This window comes from Pseudidiomarina tainanensis (genome assembly GCF_900115255.1).
Classification (GTDB): Bacteria; Pseudomonadota; Gammaproteobacteria; order Enterobacterales; family Alteromonadaceae; genus Pseudidiomarina; species Pseudidiomarina tainanensis.
Genome location: NZ_FOYU01000001.1, coordinates 504,829 through 525,180, shown reverse-complemented (window position 1 = coordinate 525,180; position 20,352 = coordinate 504,829). Strand labels below are relative to the sequence as shown.

The 20,352-nt window shown below is 46.5% G+C and carries 23 protein-coding genes and 4 tRNA genes; 7 read left to right on the top strand and 20 right to left on the bottom strand.

The features are described from left to right. Positions 1–12 precede the first annotated feature (12 nt). Positions 13–840, bottom strand: a complete 828-nt coding sequence (locus tag BM292_RS02540; RefSeq protein ID WP_092854954.1) for a LytR/AlgR family response regulator transcription factor — start codon at positions 838–840, stop codon at positions 13–15. Between the two features lie 2 nt (positions 841–842). Next, positions 843–1,916 carry a sensor histidine kinase gene (locus tag BM292_RS02535; protein WP_092854952.1) on the bottom strand — a complete coding sequence of 358 codons (1,074 nt, stop codon included), beginning with the start codon at positions 1,914–1,916 and terminating at the stop codon, positions 843–845. Positions 1,917–2,067: 151 nt separating this feature from the next. On the opposite strand from BM292_RS02535, the gene BM292_RS02530 reads away from it, so the two are divergent. Continuing rightward, on the top strand, positions 2,068–3,849 hold the full coding sequence (locus BM292_RS02530; RefSeq protein ID WP_092854950.1) for a M61 family metallopeptidase: 1,782 nt from the start codon (positions 2,068–2,070) through the stop codon (positions 3,847–3,849). Here the strand turns inward: BM292_RS02530 and BM292_RS02525 are convergent. The 3 genes from BM292_RS02525 to BM292_RS02515 are packed head-to-tail and all read right to left on the bottom strand — an operon-like array spanning position 3,794 to position 6,247. Further along, positions 3,794–4,654, bottom strand: coding sequence for a M23 family metallopeptidase (locus tag BM292_RS02525; protein ID WP_092854948.1), 861 nt, complete (start codon positions 4,652–4,654; stop codon positions 3,794–3,796). The two genes, BM292_RS02530 and BM292_RS02525, sit on opposite strands and share 56 nt — an antisense overlap. Next, on the bottom strand, positions 4,647–5,528 hold the full coding sequence (locus BM292_RS02520) for a 6-carboxytetrahydropterin synthase (RefSeq protein ID WP_092854946.1): 882 nt from the start codon (positions 5,526–5,528) through the stop codon (positions 4,647–4,649). Before BM292_RS02520 ends, BM292_RS02525 begins: the two co-directional genes overlap by 8 nt. A gap of 50 nt (positions 5,529–5,578) precedes the next feature. Continuing rightward, positions 5,579–6,247 carry a LysE family translocator gene (locus tag BM292_RS02515; protein ID WP_092854944.1) on the bottom strand — a complete coding sequence of 223 codons (669 nt, stop codon included), beginning with the start codon at positions 6,245–6,247 and terminating at the stop codon, positions 5,579–5,581. A 44-nt stretch (positions 6,248–6,291) separates the two neighbouring features. On the opposite strand from BM292_RS02515, the gene BM292_RS02510 reads away from it, so the two are divergent. After that, positions 6,292–7,209 (top strand): LysR family transcriptional regulator, encoded by a 918-nt coding sequence (locus BM292_RS02510; RefSeq protein ID WP_092854942.1) that lies wholly within the window; start codon positions 6,292–6,294, stop codon positions 7,207–7,209. Here the strand turns inward: BM292_RS02510 and BM292_RS02505 are convergent. From BM292_RS02505 to BM292_RS02455, 11 genes are all read right to left on the bottom strand, one after another. Next, the gene (locus tag BM292_RS02505) at positions 7,175–8,653 is read right to left on the bottom strand and encodes an FMN-binding glutamate synthase family protein (protein ID WP_092856863.1); all 1,479 of its coding nucleotides are present in this window, start codon (positions 8,651–8,653) and stop codon (positions 7,175–7,177) included. The genes BM292_RS02510 and BM292_RS02505 overlap by 35 nt on opposite strands. Before the next feature lie 108 nt (positions 8,654–8,761). Further along, positions 8,762–9,349 carry a CBS domain-containing protein gene (locus tag BM292_RS02500; RefSeq protein ID WP_092854940.1) on the bottom strand — a complete coding sequence of 196 codons (588 nt, stop codon included), beginning with the start codon at positions 9,347–9,349 and terminating at the stop codon, positions 8,762–8,764. Positions 9,350–9,389: 40 nt separating this feature from the next. Continuing rightward, a complete protein-coding gene (locus BM292_RS02495; RefSeq protein ID WP_092854938.1) occupies positions 9,390–9,683 on the bottom strand; it encodes a hypothetical protein in 294 nt (97 codons plus the stop codon). A 107-nt stretch (positions 9,684–9,790) separates the two neighbouring features. Further along, positions 9,791–9,877, bottom strand: a tRNA-Leu gene (locus BM292_RS02490). Positions 9,878–9,906: 29 nt separating this feature from the next. Beyond that, positions 9,907–9,980 (bottom strand) — tRNA-Cys (locus BM292_RS02485). An 8-nt stretch (positions 9,981–9,988) separates the two neighbouring features. After that, positions 9,989–10,063: transfer RNA gene (locus BM292_RS02480), tRNA-Gly, on the bottom strand. A gap of 79 nt (positions 10,064–10,142) precedes the next feature. Then, positions 10,143–10,691 (bottom strand): CDP-diacylglycerol--glycerol-3-phosphate 3-phosphatidyltransferase, encoded by a 549-nt coding sequence (pgsA, locus tag BM292_RS02475; RefSeq protein WP_092854936.1) that lies wholly within the window; start codon positions 10,689–10,691, stop codon positions 10,143–10,145. A gap of 15 nt (positions 10,692–10,706) precedes the next feature. After that, positions 10,707–12,572, bottom strand: a complete 1,866-nt coding sequence (uvrC, locus tag BM292_RS02470) for an excinuclease ABC subunit UvrC (RefSeq protein ID WP_092854934.1) — start codon at positions 12,570–12,572, stop codon at positions 10,707–10,709. Continuing rightward, positions 12,565–13,224, bottom strand: coding sequence for a LuxR C-terminal-related transcriptional regulator (locus BM292_RS02465; protein ID WP_092854932.1), 660 nt, complete (start codon positions 13,222–13,224; stop codon positions 12,565–12,567). The genes uvrC and BM292_RS02465 overlap by 8 nt, the downstream gene beginning before the upstream one ends. Before the next feature lie 140 nt (positions 13,225–13,364). After that, positions 13,365–14,156 carry a thioesterase family protein gene (locus BM292_RS02460; protein ID WP_092854930.1) on the bottom strand — a complete coding sequence of 264 codons (792 nt, stop codon included), beginning with the start codon at positions 14,154–14,156 and terminating at the stop codon, positions 13,365–13,367. Between the two features lie 135 nt (positions 14,157–14,291). Continuing rightward, positions 14,292–14,383: transfer RNA gene (locus BM292_RS02455), tRNA-Ser, on the bottom strand. Positions 14,384–14,593: 210 nt separating this feature from the next. Here BM292_RS02455 and BM292_RS02450 point away from each other — a divergent pair. Genes BM292_RS02450 through BM292_RS02430 form a run of 5 tightly spaced genes read left to right on the top strand, consistent with a single transcriptional unit; the run spans position 14,594 to position 16,698 of the window. Next, positions 14,594–15,268 (top strand): Bax inhibitor-1/YccA family protein, encoded by a 675-nt coding sequence (locus BM292_RS02450; protein ID WP_092854928.1) that lies wholly within the window; start codon positions 14,594–14,596, stop codon positions 15,266–15,268. Positions 15,269–15,280: 12 nt separating this feature from the next. Continuing rightward, a complete protein-coding gene (locus BM292_RS02445; RefSeq protein WP_165383885.1) occupies positions 15,281–15,649 on the top strand; it encodes a DsrE family protein in 369 nt (122 codons plus the stop codon). A 10-nt stretch (positions 15,650–15,659) separates the two neighbouring features. Further along, positions 15,660–16,007, top strand: coding sequence for a DsrE family protein (locus tag BM292_RS02440; protein WP_092854924.1), 348 nt, complete (start codon positions 15,660–15,662; stop codon positions 16,005–16,007). 5 nt (positions 16,008–16,012) lie between these two features. Next, complete coding sequence (locus BM292_RS02435; RefSeq protein ID WP_092854922.1) at positions 16,013–16,333, top strand: hypothetical protein; 321 nt, start codon at positions 16,013–16,015, stop codon at positions 16,331–16,333. Positions 16,334–16,368: 35 nt separating this feature from the next. Then, positions 16,369–16,698 carry a TusE/DsrC/DsvC family sulfur relay protein gene (locus BM292_RS02430; protein ID WP_092854920.1) on the top strand — a complete coding sequence of 110 codons (330 nt, stop codon included), beginning with the start codon at positions 16,369–16,371 and terminating at the stop codon, positions 16,696–16,698. 5 nt (positions 16,699–16,703) lie between these two features. On the opposite strand, the gene serS is transcribed toward BM292_RS02430, so the two are convergent. From serS to lolA, 4 genes are read right to left on the bottom strand one after another with little or no spacing between them, the layout of a single operon-like run. After that, positions 16,704–18,002, bottom strand: coding sequence for a serine--tRNA ligase (serS, locus tag BM292_RS02425; protein ID WP_092854918.1), 1,299 nt, complete (start codon positions 18,000–18,002; stop codon positions 16,704–16,706). Between the two features lie 19 nt (positions 18,003–18,021). Further along, entirely contained in the window at positions 18,022–18,387 is a 366-nt protein-coding gene (crcB, locus tag BM292_RS02420) for a fluoride efflux transporter CrcB (protein ID WP_092854916.1), read from the bottom strand. Then, a complete protein-coding gene (locus BM292_RS02415; RefSeq protein ID WP_092854914.1) occupies positions 18,380–19,720 on the bottom strand; it encodes a replication-associated recombination protein A in 1,341 nt (446 codons plus the stop codon). The genes crcB and BM292_RS02415 overlap by 8 nt, the downstream gene beginning before the upstream one ends. Beyond that, the gene (gene lolA / locus BM292_RS02410) at positions 19,707–20,348 is read right to left on the bottom strand and encodes an outer membrane lipoprotein periplasmic chaperone LolA (RefSeq protein WP_092854912.1); all 642 of its coding nucleotides are present in this window, start codon (positions 20,346–20,348) and stop codon (positions 19,707–19,709) included. Before lolA ends, BM292_RS02415 begins: the two co-directional genes overlap by 14 nt. Positions 20,349–20,352: the final 4 nt, after the last annotated feature.

Sequence of the window (20,352 nt, the reverse complement as noted above, 5' to 3'; positions counted from 1 at the left end):
AAAATTACTCCATTAGGAATTTAATATTAGTTTTTTAATCCGATCTTTATAACTTCGGCTCACTTTGAGCTCTTTACCATTACGTAAAATCAAGTGATATTCACCATTTTGCCGACTGCATAACTTTTCAACGTGTTCCATGTTGACGATAGCCGAGCGATGAATTCGTTGAAACCGCTGCGGATTCAATTCTTCTTCGAGCTCTTTCATCGTGCGACGCAAAATATGAGTTTCATTACAAGCATGAATACACATGTAATCACCAGCAGCATCAACCCACTCAATCGAGTTAATCGCAACGCGAGTAATCTCTCCACTTTCTTTAATCGCAATGTGCTCAGGGTAACGTGCCACACTGACATTCTCGCCACTGGCTAAGCGTTTCAAAATCGCTTCGCAATCTTCGCCGGTCGCATCTGCTAGTAAATTTAAGATACGATCTTGCTGAACTTTTTGTTCACGCGCGGCGAGACTTTTTTCAATACGCTGAATGCTTTGCGCCAATCGCTCGTGATCAACAGGTTTGAGAAGGTAATCAATTGCGCGCACTTCAAATGCTTTGATGGCATATTGGTCATAGGCTGTGACAAACACAATCAGCGGCATTTTATAACCGTGAGCTTGCACTTCACGCAGTAATTCAAAACCGTTCATACCTGGCATTTGAATATCTAGAAAAACTAAATCAGGCTGTTCGCGGCCAATAACTTCAAGTGCATCGCGTGCACTAGGGCATTCTTGTAACAACTCAATTTGGTTAAATTCTTGAAGGCGCACTACTAAACCACGACGAGCGAGTGATTCATCATCGACAACTAAAGTGCGAATTTTATCAGTCATGCCTACTCTACCTGCTCTAATGGAATGCGAATTTCAATACGTAAACCGCGTGGTTTGTTAGGTGTTAATGTAAATGAGTAATTCTTTCCGTACAAGGCTTGTAATCTTTCGCGTGTGTTCGCCAAGCCAACACCACCTGATTCTGAAAGGCTTTCGAGTGGTTTAGTGCACCCTGGACCGTTGTCGGCGACAGTAATCAGTAAATCTTCGCTAAACCGTTGCGCCCGAATAACTATTTCGCCACCCTCTTCCAGTTTCGCTATCGCGTACTTAATTGAGTTTTCAATTAACGGTTGCAAAAATAGACTCGGCACCAGCGCATGTTTAACCTCGTCGTCAATATCAAGGGTAACTTTCAAACGATCATCGAAGCGCACCTTTTCGATATCGAGGTACAACATTAACGCATCTAACTCTCGTTCTAGTGGAATCTTTTTAATGGGTTCATTATCCAAACTAAAGCGTAGAAACAAACTCAGCTTTGACATCATGCGGTTTGCGAGGTCATTTTCTTTTACCAAAATAAGTGTCGAGATAGCATTTAAGGTATTAAACAAAAAATGCGGATTTAATTGATAACGCAACATTTTCAGTTGTGCTTGATGCGCCATTGATGTTGCCATTAAAGCCTTTTGTTTCTCATCCTGTAACATTTGATAATATTTGATGCCGAAGTACAGACCGCTCCAGCTCAGCATGATGTAAAACTTCGCAATAGTGTTCTTGAAGTAAAACCAATTGCTATCTGGACTAAATCCAAATTTATATATTTCCCAATACGTTGCGTTGTCAACAATCGCCCACAACGCAGCACAAACATAACTGGCAGCTAATACCACTAGAATTAATAACCAAGGACTAGAATCCCAAATACGGCGATATAAATACCGTAGTGGTACCGTAAGTAGAAATCCTGCATAGGCGCCAAGTAGCAAAATCAATGCGTAAATATCACGCATTTCATGCATCAGGGAGCCAATATAATGAACCAAAGCATAACCACTCCAGCCGGCTGCTTGAAGCACCCAGAAAAAGCGATTCCGGTCATCTAATAGTTGTTTCCAGTTATTCAGCATAAAGCCCCGAATGAGAGAAAGGAATTAATGCCATTATACCGATTAAAATGAGTCAAATGACATCCTTCATCGCAGTACAACTGCTATATAGCGCGCTTTAGCCATGCTAAGATATTTAACAAAAGCTAATCTACGCATTTAAAGGAACGCCATGCTGCACTACCAAATACGTGTTCAAGATGCCAACGCACATACCTTTGCGGTAACTATCGATATACCGATTTCTCAGCCAAACGAGCCAATTTATCTCAGTTTGCCAGCATGGATCCCGGGTAGTTACATGATCCGGGACTTTGCCAAAAATATAATTGGCATCCGCGCTGAGCAGCAAGGCAACGTTTTACCTATTGTGCACTGCGACAAGCAAACTTGGCGGATTAACGCGGCAGCTGTTGGTATTGTTCAGGTGAGCTATGAAGTATATGCCTATGATTTAAGTGTGCGGAGCGCTTATCTCGATCAACATTGGGGCTTCTTTAATCATTCCAGCCTGTGCATGGCGGTTGCTGGCCGCACCGAGGAAGCCTGCGGTGTCACAATTACCGCTCACAATGGCTGGCATGTCGCAACTGGAATGCCGCGTAAGCAAGGACATCACTTCGGTCCTGGCGAATTTGAAGCCGCTAATTATGAAGCGCTGATTGATTATCCAGTACTAATGGGCCAGCTCGATATTCATGAGTTTATCGCCGGCGGTGTGAAACACTCGATGGTTTTTGCGGGGCGACATTTCGGCGATGCCGATCGAATTTGCCGTGATGTGGCAGCCATTTGCGAATACCAAATTGAAATGTTTGGGCACCAACCTCCATTCAAAGAGTATTTATTCTTAACCATGGTGGTGGGGAAAGGTTTTGGCGGCCTCGAGCACCGCAATTCAACAGCCCTTGTATGCAGTCGTAAAGATTTAATTTTACCGGGTAAAACTGCGATTGATGGCGATTATCGAACCTTTTTAAGCCTCTGTAGCCACGAATATTTCCATAGCTGGAACATTAAAACATTAAAACCAAAAACCTTTATTCCTTATCAGCTAGATCAAGAACATTACACCGAACAACTTTGGTTTTACGAAGGTATCACTTCATATTTTGACGATTATGTTTTGCATCAAGTAGGGCTCATTGATGCGCTAACTTATTTAGGCTTGCTCGGTGAAACCATCGCGCGCGTTCAGCGTGGCGCCGGCGTAGACAAGCAAACCGTTACCGAGTCGAGCTTTCATGCTTGGACGAAGTTCTATAAACAAGATGAAAACTCCCCCAATAGCATTGTAAGTTATTATGCGAAGGGTGCTTTGATTGCGCTGTGCCTTGATTTGACCTTGCGCCTTGAATCGAATCATCAGATAACACTTGGGCAACTCATGCATGATTTGTGGCTTCATTATGGTAAAACCGGTATCGGCACTGATGATGACACCGTCATGGTATTTATTAGGGAGGCTTATGGCCTCGATCTCTCGGGATTCTTCCAACAAGCGCTGTACACAACACAGCCACTACCGATTATCGAGTTATTGCAAAAGTTTGGTATCCAAGTCAAACGAGAAATCGCGGCTGACGATAATAGCCACGGTGGCAGACGTGCTAGCGCGGCTCTCCCAGTAGCGCTTGGCGCGAAGTATAAAGCTTCAAATCAAGGGCTTGAGCTACAGGTGGTGTTTGATGGCGAAGCGGCCCAAACAGCCGGGCTCAGTGCCAATGATCGGATTATCGCCATCGATAATTTACAAGTGACAGACGCCAACGTGAAAGAAGTGTTCGAGCGCTACCAACCGAAGCAACAAGCTGTTGTTCATGCCTTTCGTCGCGACGAATTAATGCAAGTGACATTAACTTGGCAAGCGCCCAAGCAAACGAATTATCTATTGAGTATTAACGCTGCGCCGCAGGTACAGGGTTGGTTGCAGATTCCGAAAAATACTCAATAACCAGCGCAGGGTCGAGCCGTTGATGGCGCCAATTGATGCGCCAATCAAGGTGAGGCCCTGTGACACGACCGGTCGCGCCGATATCGGCGATACGCTGCCCCTGCTTCACTTCATCGCCTACAGCAACGTGCAATTTGTTTAGGTGGATGTAGGTACTTGTTACACCATAGCCATGATCAATGATTAACGTACCGCCCGAATAGAATAAATCGTTTTCGGCAACAATCACCTTTCCCGACCACGGCGCAATAACAGGACTACCCGTTGGTGCCGCGACATCGAGGCCAAAATGTGGATTTCTCGGTGTACCATTAAAAATGCGCTGACTGCCATAAACCCCACTGATTCGGCCCTGCGCGGGCATAATCGCCGCCTGCAAAAAATCGAGTCTTTCGGTGACGGCGTCATTGCGCGCATTCCAAACTAAAGCGGCCTCGCGACGAGCGCGCTCTTGCTGCTCCGGATCAGGGGTTACTGTGCGTTGCGGTACTCCGTCTACCCGATCAATTTTATAAGTACGCGGCGCAACCTCAATCGTTCGCTTAAATTCACGCCCAGCGTTATCGAATAACGATAAGGTTTGCGGCCCATGTTGATCACGACCAAATCCGAAGACCACTCGGTTATCTGGCGTCATGGGTAGCGCTTGGCCATTTAATTCCACCCGAACCGCATGACTAATTTCAGCAATAATTAAACCGCCAGAGGTTAATGCGCCGTTGAGTTGCGCCTTTGGAGTTTCTGTAGCCTGTCCATTTATGGTGAACCCGAGCGCTAATAGCGCTAGCGTTAGCAACTTACGCATAACCAATCGCCCCTTTTCCGACCCCTTCAAATCCAGTCACTTTGATTGCATTGCTTGGATAGCTTTGTTTGATGGTGTCAGCCAGATAAGTGGCAATGCACTCAACAGTTGAGTCTGTTGGAATAACGTAGTTTTCAGCCACCGGCACAATCAGCTCAAATAAGCCTTGGTCAGCCGTATAACTATAAGCAATATGACTTTTCTCGGTCACACTTTGGCCATATTGCGAGAGTTGCAACTGCGCGATCGCGGCAACGTCCTCTTGCGAACCTAAATAAATGTCTTGCCACGTTGCAGCCCATTGCTGCTCTAATTGTGCAGAGCGAACGCCATCTAAGGCAATATAGAGCCGCGATCGGTGCCCATGCGCAATGCGTTGACAGTTACCATCGTGCTTTTTCAAACCATGCGTGTAATGATAAAAGGCACCAGGTATTTCCTCCGCTCGAAGGTGCAACTCCAGTCCCTGCACGTTATCTGGTAGCTCGCGTTTAATGACCGCACGCAAATACTCAGTAACTGAAGCCATCGTAACTTGTTCGGCATCAATAAACGCAAACGCATCAGCTGGGCAAAATAAGTGTATCGAACGCTGATTAGGGCGCATAAAATCCACCCAATAGCTGTTGCCATCATCATGGTGTGTGACGTGCGTGTACTGATGTTCCGCAGGCACTGCCAGCTTATGATCGACTGCGCCATCGATAATTCGTTTAATTTGCTTTTTGACCCGCCCAAAGTCTAACACCATCGATTGTTCGTTCAGCGAGCCGTCTAAAATAATATCAACAATCCAACTCTCTCCTACCATGCCGCGCTCTGGGCATAAGTAAGAAAAATCAATAACGGTCAGATCGTTTACAAATAACTGCATAATTGTCTCTAAATTCTCGGAAAATAGCGTCGCGCCAAGTATACCATTGCCTATGGCGTTGCGATAACTTTGATCAAAACAAACCAATCATAAATAAGTTTTGCACTGAGTAGCAGCAATGCTGCGCCCATCGTACGGTCAATCCAGTGGCTCATTGCCCACAAACGGCAGTAAAATGGCCCCCAAGTAATCAACGTTGCCAATAAAGTAAACCAAATACCCGTAGCAATCGCCATGTAAATGCCATAAAACAGCTTCACTCCTGTCGGTGTCGCTGGATCAATCACGGTGCTAAATAGTGCGAGAAAGAACAACGTCGCTTTCACATTCAAGCCATTGGTAAAAAAGCCAACACGAAACGCTTTCGCTGAGCTGATTCCTTGCGCTTGCGCGTTGTGCTCAGGCGGTGCATCTTGTCGCGGTTGCGACTGGATGGCCTGCCAGCCCAACCACCCTAAATAACCTGCGCCAACTAGCAAAAGCGTGCCATATATCCATGTATAGCGATGAATAATCAAGGCGACGCCAAGTACCGAATAGGCAACGTGTAATAAAATACCCGTACCAATCCCCAAGGCGACCCAACGTCCAACCCGGCGCCCAAAACTCATACTGTATCGAGTTGTCACCGCAAAGTCAGGCCCAGGGCTGGCTACAGCTAATAAATGCAGGGTAGCAATGGTTAAAAACTCTGCCCAATAGATTGCTAAATATTCCATTCTGATTTACTTTAAGTTAATTGGTTTAGCGCTGGAATTATCTTATGAAACAACAAAAACTCCCTTCTCTCAATGCCTTACGCGTCTTTGCTGTCGCCGCGCATGCTGATAGTTTTAAACAAGCCGCGCAACAGCTTGGGGTGTCGCAATCGAACATTACTCGACAAATTCAAGCGCTTGAAGAGCAATTGGGCACTCGACTATTTCAACGCGATAACCGCGTACATGCGCTCACTGCCGCAGGCGAAACACTCGCCCCAGATTTACTGCGCCTATTTAAGGAGCTTGACCGCACAGTAGATAGAGCTCGCAACATCGGCGATAGTGAAGCAACGACGCTACGTATTGCGTTACCTGAAAGTTTTCTGCGCTGGTGGCTATCAAGTCGATTGCACGAGTTCTACACGTTATACCCGCATATTCAGGTGCAATTTAATACCGTATCGCTATTTCCTAATGCTTCTGAGCGCGCCAATATTTGTGCAGAACTGCAACACGAACAGCTTGATATCGCCCTACATTATGGACAGCTGCGCGATCATGCCCTGAAACAAGTGCCATTATACACGCCAACTTACGTTCCCGTCGCCCCTATTAAAAGCGAGAGTCCGTTGGCGTCGCGACCTTGGTATGTCGATGAAAAAGCACCCTACTGGCAGCACTTTAAAAAGGCGCAATCACATCTCGCCCGTCAACTACAAACCAGACATGTCGGCAATAGCAACATCGCAATTGACCTCATCTATGGCACCGACCATATGACCTTGGTTGACCAGCTTTACCTAACTCACCCGCAATTGCAGCAATTTGCCAAACATACAGAATACCAGGTGACGCTTCCTGAACCACTCGCCTTGGCGATAAAGCAACGACAACGACAACCTGTTGCTTTAGTCGCTTTTACTAAGTGGCTGCAGGCACGTTTACTCAGTTCGCAGGCGGATACCGCTCGGCGAGACTAATGCTATCGCCGGTATGCGTGACCACGCGCGCATGGCGGCGGTTTAATTGGCGAGGATCAGAAACTCCGCACGAATGAGCAATGATATTCACGCCGTATTCCAAATATTTATGATAGTTCGCAACACGTACACTCTTATCTGCTGGGTCAAGACCTCGTTGTAAACTCTTATCGTGCGTGGTAATCCCGGTTGGACAGGTGTTTTTATTACATTGCATGGCTTGAATACATCCTAAAGAGAACATAAAGCCACGAGCTGACACCACGAAGTCGGCGCCAATTGCTAGCGCCCATGCAACATCAGCCGGGGTAATCATTTTGCCGGAGGCAACGATACGAATACGCTCTTTTAAACCGGCCGCAGCAAGTTTATCAACAAGCATCGGCAAACTCTCAGATAGTTTTAAACCAACGTAGTCCATCAATGGCTGCGGAGCAGAACCGGTGCCGCCATCAGCGCTATCTAAAGTAATAAAATCAGGCGCTGAAGCTTCGCCCCGTTTTTTAATAGTCGCGACCAACTCATCTATCCAGTTTGGCTCACCCATAACAAACTTAATACCAGTGGGTTTGCCTGTAATGGTTCGCACTCGCGCGATAAAATCAAGTAACTCATCATTATTGCGAATTTCTGGGTGCCGGTTCGGAGAAATCGAATCCTGTCCCTCAGGAATACCACGAATTTCGGCTATTTCAGCATTCACTTTTATTCCGGGAAGAATACCGCCTTTGCCAGGTTTTGCGCCTTGGCTTAGTTTTATTTCAAACATCTTCACATGTTTGTTGCCCGCAATATCACGCAATTTTTCCTCATGCAGCTCGCCACTGGCGGTTCGCACCCCGTATTTAGCGGTACCAATTTGAAACACAATGTCGCACTCGCCCTTAAGATGGTATGGGCTTAACCCGCCCTCACCCGTATTCATCCAGCAGCCTGCCAATTTGGCGCCTTTCGATAAGGCTGTTACCGCTACGGGTGACAATGCACCGTAGCTCATACCGGATATATGAAAGTAACTTGTTGGCGAATAAGGTTGCGCGCAATCAGCTCCGATTGTGACCGGTTCTGGTTGGGTTTTATCTTCTTCTTGATGTGGATAGGCGCTGTTCGCAAAAATGATCGTGCCGTTTTTGGTTAAATCACGAGTGGAACCAAATGCCAGTGTTCTATCGGCATTTTTCGCCGCCCGATAAACCCAACTGCGCTGGGCGCGATTGAACGGCATTTCCTCTCTGTCCATAGCATAAAAGTATTGGCGGAAGAATTCGCCGAGATGCTCAAACAGGTAGCGAAATCTTCCGATTACCGGAAAATTTCTGCGGATTGTGTGACGCGTCTGTCGTTTATCAATCACGTACATCACAACAATAGCCACGGCGCCTATTAATAACGCGAGCACAAACAATGCAACCAGCCATTGAGCAATTACCAATAGAGTTGTCATCCAGCCATTCACAGCGACTTTCCTTACGATTGATGAAAAAGCTTATACACAACATATAAAAAGCCCCCGCTTTTGGCGAGGGCTTTTGTTAATTTTCTTTATTCATTTCTAGGTTTCAGCGTGTCGTATTGCGCTGAAAACTTCTGCAAAGCTAGTTGCCCGCGGATATAAACGCACCGACTCACCGGTTACAGCGAGTATTTTTAAAGACACGAACATCCCATAAAGTGAGTCGTCTTCAGTCACAGCAATAAAATCACAGCCCGCTTCTTGCATGGTCGCAGCAATATCACCAATTCGAGCAACTTTTGCTTGCGCCGACGTTATCGATGGTAACTTACGTAGTGGTGTCATCAAATAACCGACCGTTAGCTCATGCCAAGGTAATTGCAGTAAATTAGCAACGACACCACTTTGACGACCGTGTAAATCGCGCGCCATTAAAACCCCAACGATAGTGTTTTCTGCATCAACTACCGCGGCGTAACGTTTATCGGTGCGATTTAATAGATTTTCTGCATCACTGACACTTAGTGACATCGGTATCACTGCTAACTGCGAACTATTTACCTTGTCGATGACATGTAATGCGCTTTGGTGCCAGTCAAGATGGGCTGGCGTCGTACTTCTTTCCGGTAACGGAAAAAATTTCTCAGCAGGCGTAGGTTCCCACCGAAGTGCATGAAATTCAGACATAACTTACCTCTGTTCAATAACTAATTATAAATTTGAATTTTTAGATGGTTATTGGCAAAGGTGGGCCGCGGGCAATGCCTTTGTAGCGACGTTGAATAAGGGGAGATTCAAATGTCTGAACCGCATTGTCCAGACGAGGAATAACAATTTTAACGACGTCAGGCGCAATCGCGTCATAGTCTGGATCGTCAGAACCATGAGAGTCTGGCGCGACTAATAGCGCAATCGAATCTGGCTCGAGTTGATAGCCTTCTACAGCTAGCACTTTCCCCTGCGGTACAAACCACAGTAGTGAAAATACAACGGTAAACAGACTAACGCGTATGAAACTCACAGACTACTCTTGTTAACATTGACTCAAATCAAAGATAAGGACTAACCAGCCAATAAACAAGTAAGAGAGAAAAATAAATTTAGAGTTGATGTGGTCTTCAAAAAGAATGGTGCCCGGGGCCGGACTTGAACCGGCACGCTGTTACCAGCGAGGGATTTTAAATCCCTTGTGTCTACCAATTTCACCACCCGGGCATTTCTGTATTGCCTGAGGTATTCTTCAATGGAGGCGGGTCCCGGAGTCGAACCGAGATCCACGGATTTGCAATCCGCTGCATAGCCATTCTGCCAACCCGCCATTGAGTTTGGAGCGGGAAACGAGATTCGAACTCGCGACCCCAACCTTGGCAAGGTTGTGCTCTACCACTGAGCTATTCCCGCATCCAGTGCTTGCGCATTCTACTGTCTATTTCGGCGAGGTCAACGACTTTTTCGCATGAAAGCGTCTGTTTGGCTATTTTTAATCCACTTGGCTTAAATCTGACCAAGCAGCGCGCAAATATTCCCACATTGACCATAACGTTAGAATAAACGCAGCATACAATAAAATCGTCGCGGTGACGATAACAAATGTATTGGCTTCCCAAATTAATCCACCAATAGCGACCATTTGTGCAATTGTTTTAAATTTGCCTAAGTTTGAAACTTTTACCTGTTCCTGTCGGCCAATCTGCGCCATCCATTCACGCAACGCAGAAATCACCAGCTCACGGCTAATAATTGCAAGCGCGGGTATACTTATCCACCACGCGGCATAGTGCTCCACCACAACAACCAAAGATGCCGCAACCATGACTTTATCAGCAACTGGGTCTAAAAATGCACCGAACTTGGTAAATTGATTAAATTTACGCGCCACCCAACCGTCAAGCGCATCTGTAATACCGGCTACAGCGAAGACGAAAGCCGCCCAAAAATGAGCATCCTGACCAGGTAAATAATAAATAATTAAAAAGACCGGTATCAGTAAGATCCGGAAGCTCGTCAGAACGTTAGGAATGTTCCACATTGGTTATTTTGTCCTCTATTCATCACGAAAGGCATGATATATGGTTTCAGCTAATTCGCGACTAATTCCTGGCACTGCGATAAGTTGCTCAATACTAGCTTGTTTTACTTCCTGTAATCCACCTAGATTTTGCAATAATTTTTGCCGTCGCTTCGCGCCTATACCTGGAATATCTTCAAGTTTTGATGTGCGTCGTACCTTGGCGCGGCGCTGACGATGGCCGGTAATCGCAAAGCGGTGAGATTCATCGCGAATATGCTGAACCAGATGTAATGCCGGCGCATCAGCTGCCAACGGAACGGTCGCATGACTACCGGCTAAAATAAGGGTCTCTAAGCCCGGTTTTCGGGATTCACCCTTTGCGACACCAATCAATAACGGTGATTTGACGCCAGCATCAACGCCCCAATCATTAAAGTAAGCTTCGGCTTGAGCTAATTGCCCCTTGCCACCATCAATAAATAAAATATCTGGAATGGCGGCCTTGCCTTCATCGCTTAATAGCGCGGCATCAAAGCGTCGCTGCAATGCTTGCGCCATGGCAGCATAATCATCTCCTGGCGTAATACTTTTAATGTTGAAACGTCGATAATCTGACTTCTTCGGGCCTTGACGGTCAAATACCACGCATGAGGCTACCGTTTCTTGGCCCATGGTATGGCTGATATCAAAACACTCCATACGCTGAATTGGATGCTCAAGGTCAAGCACTTGCTCTAATTGTTGCAGGCGCATCACCATGGTGTTTTCTTGATTTAGTTTGCTTTCAAGCGCGTTGAGCGCATTCTTCTGCGCCAAAATTTGGTATTGCTTGCGTTCACCACGTACGTTGTGAGTCATACGCACTTTCTGCGCAAGTGCCTGCTCGAGAACTTGGAGGTTATGCTCAGGATCAAGCACTTGTGCGGCATTTGCCTCGGGTAAAATAATTTCACGCGGTAATCGTCGTCCGACTTGATCATTCAGGTAAAATTGCAGCATAAATGCGAGTAAAATTTCCGCGTCGTCGGTATTTGCTGGAACTTTAGGAAAATAGCTACGACTCCCCTGCACCGCTCCTTCACGAATAAATAGCAGATGCACCGCCGCAATGCCGCCGCGACGCACAAACCCGATGACATCGAGTTCTTGTTGATTGCCAGTCACAGCATTGCGTTCTTGTACTTTGCGCATGGCTGCAATTTGATCCCGAAAGCGCGCAGCTCGTTCAAAATCCAAGCTCGTACTGGCACGTTCCATATTTTGTACCAATTGATCGATAACTTGTTGGTTCTTACCTTGCAAAAATGATTTTGCTAACTGTACTTGCTCTTGATACTCGGCGTCGGTGCAATAGCCTTCAACACAAGGCGCTAAACAGCGCTTAAGTTGATACTGCAAACAGGGTCGGCTACGCGCTCGATAATAAGAATCTTCGCACTGACGCACTGGAAAAATCTTTTGCATGAGGCGCAAACTTTCGCGCACGGCAACACCACTCGGAAATGGCCCAAAATAATCGCCTTTTTCACGACGTGCACCGCGATGAAATGCTAAACGCGGATGTTGATGGCCACTGACAAAAATATAGGGATATGATTTATCGTCACGTAACAATACGTTGTAACGCGGTCGATATTTTTTGATGAAGTTATTTTCAAGGATCAGTGCTTCAGCTTCGGTATTGGTAACCGTCACATCCATTGAGGCAATTTGCTTGACTAGAGTTTGGGTCTTTGGCGTGTCGATATTTTGTCGAAAATAACTGCTGACACGCTTCTTAAGATCTTTCGCTTTCCCCACATAGATCACCACACCATCACCATCGTACATCCGGTAGACGCCCGGTTGATGGGTTAAATGCTGAATAAATGCTTTGGAATTAAATTGCGAATCAGTCATACCTTTGCGTTGGGTCGATTTCAACAAGCCCTGATTGTATCGCAAGATGCGTCAATTCGACATCTCCTCCGACACCAAGTTTGCTAAAAATCCGATAACGAAATGTATTTACGGTCTTGCTACTGATATTCAGATACTTTGCTATATCAACAACACGGATGCCGCGCCCTAGCATTTGCGTCACTTGTAGCTCACGCTCGCTCAGCGATTTCAACAAACGGCGGAAACTCTGAGTTCGAGGGTTTTTCGCCAAATACTCAGCTACTTCGCTCGCTACGTACATCTGTCCGCGGCTGATATTGGCACACGCACGCTCAAACTCTTCATAACGCGCGTGAGTCAACAAAAAGCCATCGACTTTATTGGTATTACATTGAAAATCCAGTACATCTTGGAAATTTTCGGCCCATAGTATTATCTGAAGATCATTGTATCGTCGGTGTAATCGGCGCCAACTTTCTATCGTCCCATCACCTGCAAGTCGACTGGATAAAATGACAGCTGCGAACGGATGATTTTTAACTTCATCACGTAATTCATTAATGGTCGAAACACTTGCTACTACTCGGTATTTGTTATTATTTGAGCTCAGTGTTGTATACATTCCAGCACGCAACAAATCGCTTGGTATTGCAATAATAAAGTCGGTCATGACGACACGGTCCTTGTGTGGTTAGCTTAACGAGATGTTCGTTAAGTGACCTCAGATATGAACTATTTGTGAATCAAAATCAACAATAAATTCATAAAACTACATATTAATCATCAAATAACTTACAAAGTGAAGCGATGTTAACCAAAGACCGTTACAGTTTGTCGGCTAATGGCTACTAATTTACCAACATCATCCCAAATATGGGCGTGCGTATGCCCATAACCGTCTGCTGCATAGTCGATATAGGCAACATACTGCCACCAGTCATGACTGCTTTTCTGAAAGTCTAACGGCTCTGGAAACTCTATCGTCCAGGTTAATGAACTCGCGGGCGCTGGTGCATTCAAATGCGGTAACAACGCCGGAGGCCAAGCATCGACTAATCCGAGTAACAAGCCGATCGAGATCGGTTGTTGTTCTTGGCTATAACGCATCCAGCCGCCAAATTCGCGTGCTTTGTTGCCGCTAAAAGGTAAACCGCCCACTGACACAGCGTAATCATAGTGATGCGTGAATTCGGGCAATGCCGCAACTTTCGGAAATGCAGGACCATGTTCACGCCCAGGCACTTGCGCTGTAGGTGTGTCGGTTACCCGAACCGCTGAGGGACGCGAACGCCCATAACTGGCAAGTGCTGCCAAGACAGTCTCATTTCCTTGCACAATTTCAACAGCGATTTGCGTCACATTTTTACCTTCGCGAAGCACTCGACGCTTAAGCTCAGCTTGACCTGGTTGTATCGGCGCCACAAAAGAGACGGTGAACGCACGCAGCGCTTGCTCGTTGCTGGCACCATAATGTGCATGTTGCCAAGCTATTGCAGCGGTTAGCCCGCCGAATAGCGCACGCCCCTGGCCCCAACCTTCAGGCAACTCAATGGTTTGCTCTGCTGACTCAGTAATGAGATCAAGAACTTCCGAAAACAACATAAAACCTCCGACATCGTTATTCGTTATTCGTTATTCGTTGTAGTATACACAGGTACGACCAGATGGGAATGGATGTAAATCATTTTGATGCAGAAACGAAAAAGCCCGCTCATGTGAGCGGGCTTTTGGGAATAGTGGCGGAGAGAGAGGGATTCGAACCCCCGGTGGGCGCGAGCCCACGCCTGATTTCAAGTCAGGTGCATTCAACCGAACTCTGCCATCTCTCCGCGGTCTTATGAGGTGTGTGCCTCAAGACGAAGCGAATGATAAAGAGGTGAAACACGCTTGTAAAGCAAAAATTTAAATCAAATGGATCGTTTGCTGGCATTTTATACAATCAGCACCTTATTTCACTTGAAAACATTGCCTTGTGCACCCATTTTTACGGTACACTGGAGTCAGTTAAGAAAAGATTTCAGATAACAACGGAGATATCCATGAGTAACCAAGCTCACATTTCAACCTCGCAACGTAGCGAAACGGTATTACAGACCAACAAAGTTTTACGTAACACGTACATGTTATTGGGTCTCACGTTAGCTTTTAGCGCGTTCACTGCATTTTTGTCAGCAAGCATGAACCTGCCCCACCCAGGTTTTATTATTACGCTGGTTGGTTTTTACGGCTTGTTATTCTTAGTCCATAAAACAGCGAATAGCGGCCTTGGTTTGATTTCAACCTTCGCTTTGACTGGTTTTATGGGATATACCCTTGGCCCTATTCTTGGCATGATTAGCGCCATTGGACCTGCTGGCGATCAAATTATCATGACGGCCTTAGGCGGTACCGCATTAATTTTCTTTGCATTATCAGCCTATGTACTGACAACGAAAAAAGATATGTCGTTTATGGGCGGTATGATGATGGCACTGTTTGTTGTGCTTATTGTTGCTTTCATTGCCAACATCTTTTTGAATATCCCTGCGTTAGGTTTGACCTTGTCGGCACTATTTATCTTGTTCTCTGCCGGTGCCATCTTAATGCAAACCAGCGCGATTATTCATGGTGGCGAGCGTAATTATGTACTCGCAACAGTTTATCTATACGTTTCGATTTACAACATTTTCGTCAGCCTTCTTAATATCTTGATGGCATTTGGTGGCGAAGAATAGAAAGGAATAACTGTGGCGCGGATTGTTATCGCATTACATGCAGCACCAGCTGCTGACATCCCAGCCCATTACCGCAGCCTGTTAGCGTATCAATACGCGCAGGCTGCGCTTGTTTCTGGGCACCAACTAGACATGGTGTTTTTTTACAGCGATGCTGTACTTCATGCCGCTAAGCAGGAAAATTCAAAGCTTGCACAACAGGCTATCGCGAATTGGCAAATGTTGAGCACCGAAAACAACATTCCTCTGGTCATCTGTAACACCGTAGCGGAAGTTGATCATCATATGGACACCGAGAATTTAATCGTGCCATTTGAAAATGGTGGCTTATCTGAATTTGCCATGGCCGCAGCAGCTGCCGATCAAGTCATCCAGTTTTGAAGGTTACCTCGTGAGTATCGCAATTATTCAAACGAAGAAGGCTGAGCAAGATACAACCTGGCACGGTCAAGATATGTTGTTATCGCTAGCTAGTATGGATCTTAACCCGCAGCTCATTCTTACCGGTAATGGTATTCAACTCTGGCTGAAAGGTTACGATGTTGTCCGTAACAATCGTTCATTGCAAAAGCGTTATGCCATGCTAGAGCTATTTGACTGCCCTGCACCGTTGCTCAACCTTGCCGAATGCGATGAGGCAGGCCTAACCGCAGATGATTTTATTGCCCCCGTTGAAATTCTTGATGAACAAAGCTGGCAACAGCGCCTCGCTCAACTCAACAAGGTTCTCACCTATTAAGGTCGATGATGATTGATACAGCCGCATTGGATAATCCCAAATCAGCCGTGTTCTTAGTGCGCCAATGGCCAAGTGAGAAATGGCTAGCACAATGGTTGAGCGCTGATGCCACCTTAGTTTTGAGTGAACAAGCACTTATTGCTGCCGTGAACGACCCAACATTGCTTGATTCATTGTCGTTAACACCCTACGCGCTTTACAGTGAAATAAAGCTTCTGGAGCTTGAAGAAGTACCGGCATCAATTATTCAACTTGGTGACGCTCGTTGGGTGGAACTATCGTTAGACGCTGCAACGTATATGGTTTGGGATGAGCCCAACCAATAGTCGCAATAACCAACTAATCACATTAGAGCAGAGATATGTTTGAGCTGAATGGACGTCACTACGAAACCGACAAGCATGAATATTTAGCGCACTTCGATGAGTGGTCACCTGAATTGGCTGAATATATTGCAGAACTAGAAAATATAGAGTTGACCGATGCGCATTGGGAAGTTGTGAACTTTGTGCGTGATTTTTATCAAACTTATGATACGAGCCCAGCCATGCGCGTATTAGTGAAAGCTATTGGTCAAAGTCTAGGTGCAGAAAAAGCCAACAGCATGTACTTATACAAATTATTCCCTAAAGGCCCAGCGAAGCAAGCGACACGCATAGCGGGCTTACCGAAGCCCGCCAAATGCATTTAATCGCGTTAGGCGACGCTAATCTTAGTCAAGCCGCCCATATACGGCTGTAATGCCGCTGGGATAGCTACAGAACCATCAGCTTGCTGATAGTTCTCCAGCAATGCAACCAACGTGCGCCCTACCGCCAGCCCAGAGCCATTCAGTGTATGCATTAACTCAGGCTTCTTCGCACCTTTACGACGGAAGCGAGCTTGCATACGGCGCGCTTGGAAGTCCCACATATTTGAACACGAGCTAATTTCACGATACTTGTTCTGAGTTGGTAACCAAACCTCAAGATCATAAGTTTTTGCCGCCCCGAAGCCCATATCGCCCGTACATAACAAGACTTTTCGGTATGGTAATTCGAGTAACTGCAATACTTTCTCAGCGTGACCGGTAAGCTGTTCCAGAGCTTCCATCGAGTCTTCTGGCTTAACGAGCCATACTAATTCAACTTTATCGAATTGATGTTGACGAATCAGACCGCGGGTGTCGCGCCCATGCGAACCTGCCTCGCTACGAAAACATGGTGTGTGGGCTGCGTACTGCAACGGTAATTGTGACTCATCAGCAATCTCATCACGCCATAGATTGGTCAGTGGCACTTCCGCTGTTGGAATCAACGACAATGGCACTTGGTTTTCTGTTGCGCCTTGTACATGGAATAAATCTTCGCCGAATTTAGGTAGCTGGCCAGTACCAAATAAGGTGTCATGATTAACCAAATACGGCACATAAGCTTCTTGATAACCATGCTCAGTGGTGTGTAAGTCCAACATGAATTGGGTTAATGCACGATGTAAACGCGCAATGTGACCTTGTAGTACAACAAAACGCGCACCCGCGAGCTTAGCACCCGCATCAAAATCCATGCCGTTGTTTAACGCCGAGGCAACATCCACGTGATCTTTTGGTTCAAAATCGAATTGGCGCGGTTCTCCCCACCGACTCACTTCAAGGTTATCGTCCTCATCGGCACCTAATGGCACCTCTGCATCCGGCAAATTGGGTACGCCAGCTATGATAGCTTGTAACTCATTTTGTACGTCGGTGAGTTCTTGTTTGGCTGCTTCCAACTGTGCGCCAAGGTCATCCACTGCCGCTAATAATGGGGCGATATCTTCGCCTTTCGCTTTCGCTTGGCCGATTGCTTTTGAACGGGAATTACGTTCTGCTTGAAGTGTTTCGGTACGAACCTGCAGGTCTTTACGCTGTTGCTCCAGCGCATCAAGGCGAGCGACATCTAAAACAAAACCACGTGTCGCTTTTAAGCGTTCAGCGGTTTCCGTGAGTTCACTACGAAATAACTTAGCGTCTAACATGTGTTTCCCAAATCAAAAGTTAAGACTTCAGCCACAATGCTAAAAGCACTGCAGCAATACATCCGACAATATTTAACAGCGCATAGATAACGGCTTTCAGCCATTCACCCTGTTGTGCCAGTAGCACCAAATCAAGGGAGAAGGTTGAAAATGTTGTAAAGGCCCCTAACGTGCCTACGCCCAGCAGCAACCAAAGTTGTTGATTCACGCCGTCTTGGTTCAGTTGCCAAGCGAACAATAGCGCCAATAAAAAAGAGCCTGTTATGTTAACGATTAGTGTGGCGAAAGGAAATAATTTGCTGAGATTAATTAGCCACAACCCGATACTGTAGCGGCCAACAGCCCCAATAGCGCCACCTAATGCCACCCAAAAAAAATTAGTCATCGCCACCTCGTTGCCAAGTGCTGGCTTGGTGCTGCTGGTTCATCCAATTTAGCTTTTCCTGCAACTGTTTTTCCAAACCGCGATTACTCGGTTGATATAGTGAGATATTGTCGAGCTTACTTGGCAAATAGCGTTCGCCGGCAACAAATGCATGAGGATAATCGTGTGCGTAGCGATAGTCGACGCCATACCCTTCGGTTTTATGTAATTGGGTCGGGGCGTTCGTGAGATGCTTCGGTACTGGCAAGTCAGGATACTGCTCTGCTAATTTTTGGGCTTGATTAAATGCGTTATACACGGCGTTACTTTTCGGTGCCATGGCGCAAAATATTAATGCTTGAGCAATCGCACGCTCACCTTCAGCTGGTCCCACCCGAGTAAACGTATCCCAAGCGTTCAAGGCTAGTTGCATGGCGCGCGGATCGGCATTACCAATATCTTCCGATGCAATCGCTAAAACGCGCCGAGCGACAATCAACGGGTCACCGCCCCCCTGGAGTATACGAGCATACCAATACAATGCGCCATCTGGCGAAGAACCGCGCACCGATTTATGCAATGCTGATAACAGCTCGTAATACGCATCGCCTTGCTTATCGAATATGGCTTGCCGACTACCAACAGCCTCTTGAACCAGATTAAGATCAATTTGCTCGTCTGTCGTCGCGTCGGCGCAAATCTCAAGAAAATTAAGTGCGCGCCGTGCATCACCTGCCGCGGCATAGATTAAATAGTTGAATGCATCATCAGCAACCGTTAAGTGTCGGTTGCCGAGGCCTCGATCTGAGTCTTTTAGCGCTTGCGTAAGAACGTGCTGTATATCGGTGTCATCTAAATGCTTCAAACGGTAGACGCGGGTACGTGATAAGAGCGCATTATTGAGCTCGAATGCGGGATTCTCTGTGGTCGCACCAACAAATATAATGGTACCGTCTTCAATGTGCGGTAAAAACGCATCTTGCTGGCTTTTATTAAACCGGTGTACTTCATCCACAAATAGAACAGTACGACGCTGTTGTGCTTGTGCGCGTTGCTTGGCCGTATCGATTGCCGCTCGAATGTCCTTCACTCCGGCGGTTACCGCGCTGATTCTGTCCAATGTTGCATTGGCGCTGTTCGCTACCATTTCTGCCAAGGTTGTTTTGCCAGTACCTGGCGGGCCCCACAGAATCATGGAATGCAAAAGCCCCCGGTTTATCGCCTCATAAAGCGGCTTACCAGGGGCTAACAGGTGTGACTGCCCAATATACTCATTGAGCTGCCTTGGCCGCATGCGCGCGGCCAAAGGCCTAAAATCAGGTTCTAAATCCAAACGACCGTTAGCGCTGGTCATCCACATCAATCCCTTCCGGCACTTCAAATTTAAATAGCTCGCGGCTCAATACACGATTGAGCTTCACATTTTCAAGCTCAATCGTGCTGATTTGACCTTGACCATCATCAAGAATAATTCGTTGCAGCTGTGCCGCTTCGCCCTTTTCGTTGAACACGAGTTGCAAACTCTGCGTGCTATCTGCACTGGGTAATGGTTGCAAAGCGTAGCTGTTGGCCTCAGCTTTCACTTCGTAATCAGCCCATGCTTGGCTATCGCCATCTAACAACAATAATAGCGGGCTTTGCGCCACCGCGTCGGCTTGCGCATAAACAGTTACTTGCTCAACGAATGGATTGTAATACCAAAGATTCTGGCCGTCCGCGACCATGAGCGTTTCATCTGGTGCATCGGTTTGCCAATGCAACAGGTTCGGTCGCGCCAAAGCCATATGCCCGTGCAACTGTTGCACTAATTCACCGTTACTGTCAGTCACTTCTTGCGAAAAATCAGCTTCCAGCGTTGTTAAGCCATCAAGACGCGTTAACAATGCTTGTCGATCTGCATCAGCGGCCATAACGGGCAACGCTAACAGCGAGCTAAATAAACTACCGATAAGCACTACCGAGATTTTCTTAAATACATTCATAATT

What these genes read in the sequence shown, in the direction of transcription:
- BM292_RS02540 (WP_092854954.1), bottom strand. Translation starts at nt 840, where the DNA reads ATGACTGATAAAATTCGCACTTTAGTTGTCGATGATGAATCACTCGCT.
- BM292_RS02535 (WP_092854952.1), bottom strand. Translation starts at nt 1,916, where the DNA reads ATGCTGAATAACTGGAAACAACTATTAGATGACCGGAATCGCTTTTTC.
- BM292_RS02530 (WP_092854950.1), top strand. Translation starts at nt 2,068, where the DNA reads ATGCTGCACTACCAAATACGTGTTCAAGATGCCAACGCACATACCTTT.
- BM292_RS02525 (WP_092854948.1), bottom strand. Translation starts at nt 4,654, where the DNA reads ATGCGTAAGTTGCTAACGCTAGCGCTATTAGCGCTCGGGTTCACCATA.
- BM292_RS02520 (WP_092854946.1), bottom strand. Translation starts at nt 5,528, where the DNA reads ATGCAGTTATTTGTAAACGATCTGACCGTTATTGATTTTTCTTACTTA.
- BM292_RS02515 (WP_092854944.1), bottom strand. Translation starts at nt 6,247, where the DNA reads ATGGAATATTTAGCAATCTATTGGGCAGAGTTTTTAACCATTGCTACC.
- BM292_RS02510 (WP_092854942.1), top strand. Translation starts at nt 6,292, where the DNA reads ATGAAACAACAAAAACTCCCTTCTCTCAATGCCTTACGCGTCTTTGCT.
- BM292_RS02505 (WP_092856863.1), bottom strand. Translation starts at nt 8,653, where the DNA reads ATGACAACTCTATTGGTAATTGCTCAATGGCTGGTTGCATTGTTTGTG.
- BM292_RS02500 (WP_092854940.1), bottom strand. Translation starts at nt 9,349, where the DNA reads ATGTCTGAATTTCATGCACTTCGGTGGGAACCTACGCCTGCTGAGAAA.
- pgsA (WP_092854936.1), bottom strand. Translation starts at nt 10,691, where the DNA reads ATGTGGAACATTCCTAACGTTCTGACGAGCTTCCGGATCTTACTGATA.
- uvrC (WP_092854934.1), bottom strand. Translation starts at nt 12,572, where the DNA reads ATGACTGATTCGCAATTTAATTCCAAAGCATTTATTCAGCATTTAACC.
- BM292_RS02465 (WP_092854932.1), bottom strand. Translation starts at nt 13,224, where the DNA reads ATGACCGACTTTATTATTGCAATACCAAGCGATTTGTTGCGTGCTGGA.
- BM292_RS02460 (WP_092854930.1), bottom strand. Translation starts at nt 14,156, where the DNA reads ATGTTGTTTTCGGAAGTTCTTGATCTCATTACTGAGTCAGCAGAGCAA.
- BM292_RS02450 (WP_092854928.1), top strand. Translation starts at nt 14,594, where the DNA reads ATGAGTAACCAAGCTCACATTTCAACCTCGCAACGTAGCGAAACGGTA.
- BM292_RS02435 (WP_092854922.1), top strand. Translation starts at nt 16,013, where the DNA reads ATGATGATTGATACAGCCGCATTGGATAATCCCAAATCAGCCGTGTTC.
- BM292_RS02430 (WP_092854920.1), top strand. Translation starts at nt 16,369, where the DNA reads ATGTTTGAGCTGAATGGACGTCACTACGAAACCGACAAGCATGAATAT.
- serS (WP_092854918.1), bottom strand. Translation starts at nt 18,002, where the DNA reads ATGTTAGACGCTAAGTTATTTCGTAGTGAACTCACGGAAACCGCTGAA.
- crcB (WP_092854916.1), bottom strand. Translation starts at nt 18,387, where the DNA reads ATGACTAATTTTTTTTGGGTGGCATTAGGTGGCGCTATTGGGGCTGTT.
- BM292_RS02415 (WP_092854914.1), bottom strand. Translation starts at nt 19,720, where the DNA reads ATGACCAGCGCTAACGGTCGTTTGGATTTAGAACCTGATTTTAGGCCT.
- lolA (WP_092854912.1), bottom strand. Translation starts at nt 20,348, where the DNA reads ATGAATGTATTTAAGAAAATCTCGGTAGTGCTTATCGGTAGTTTATTT.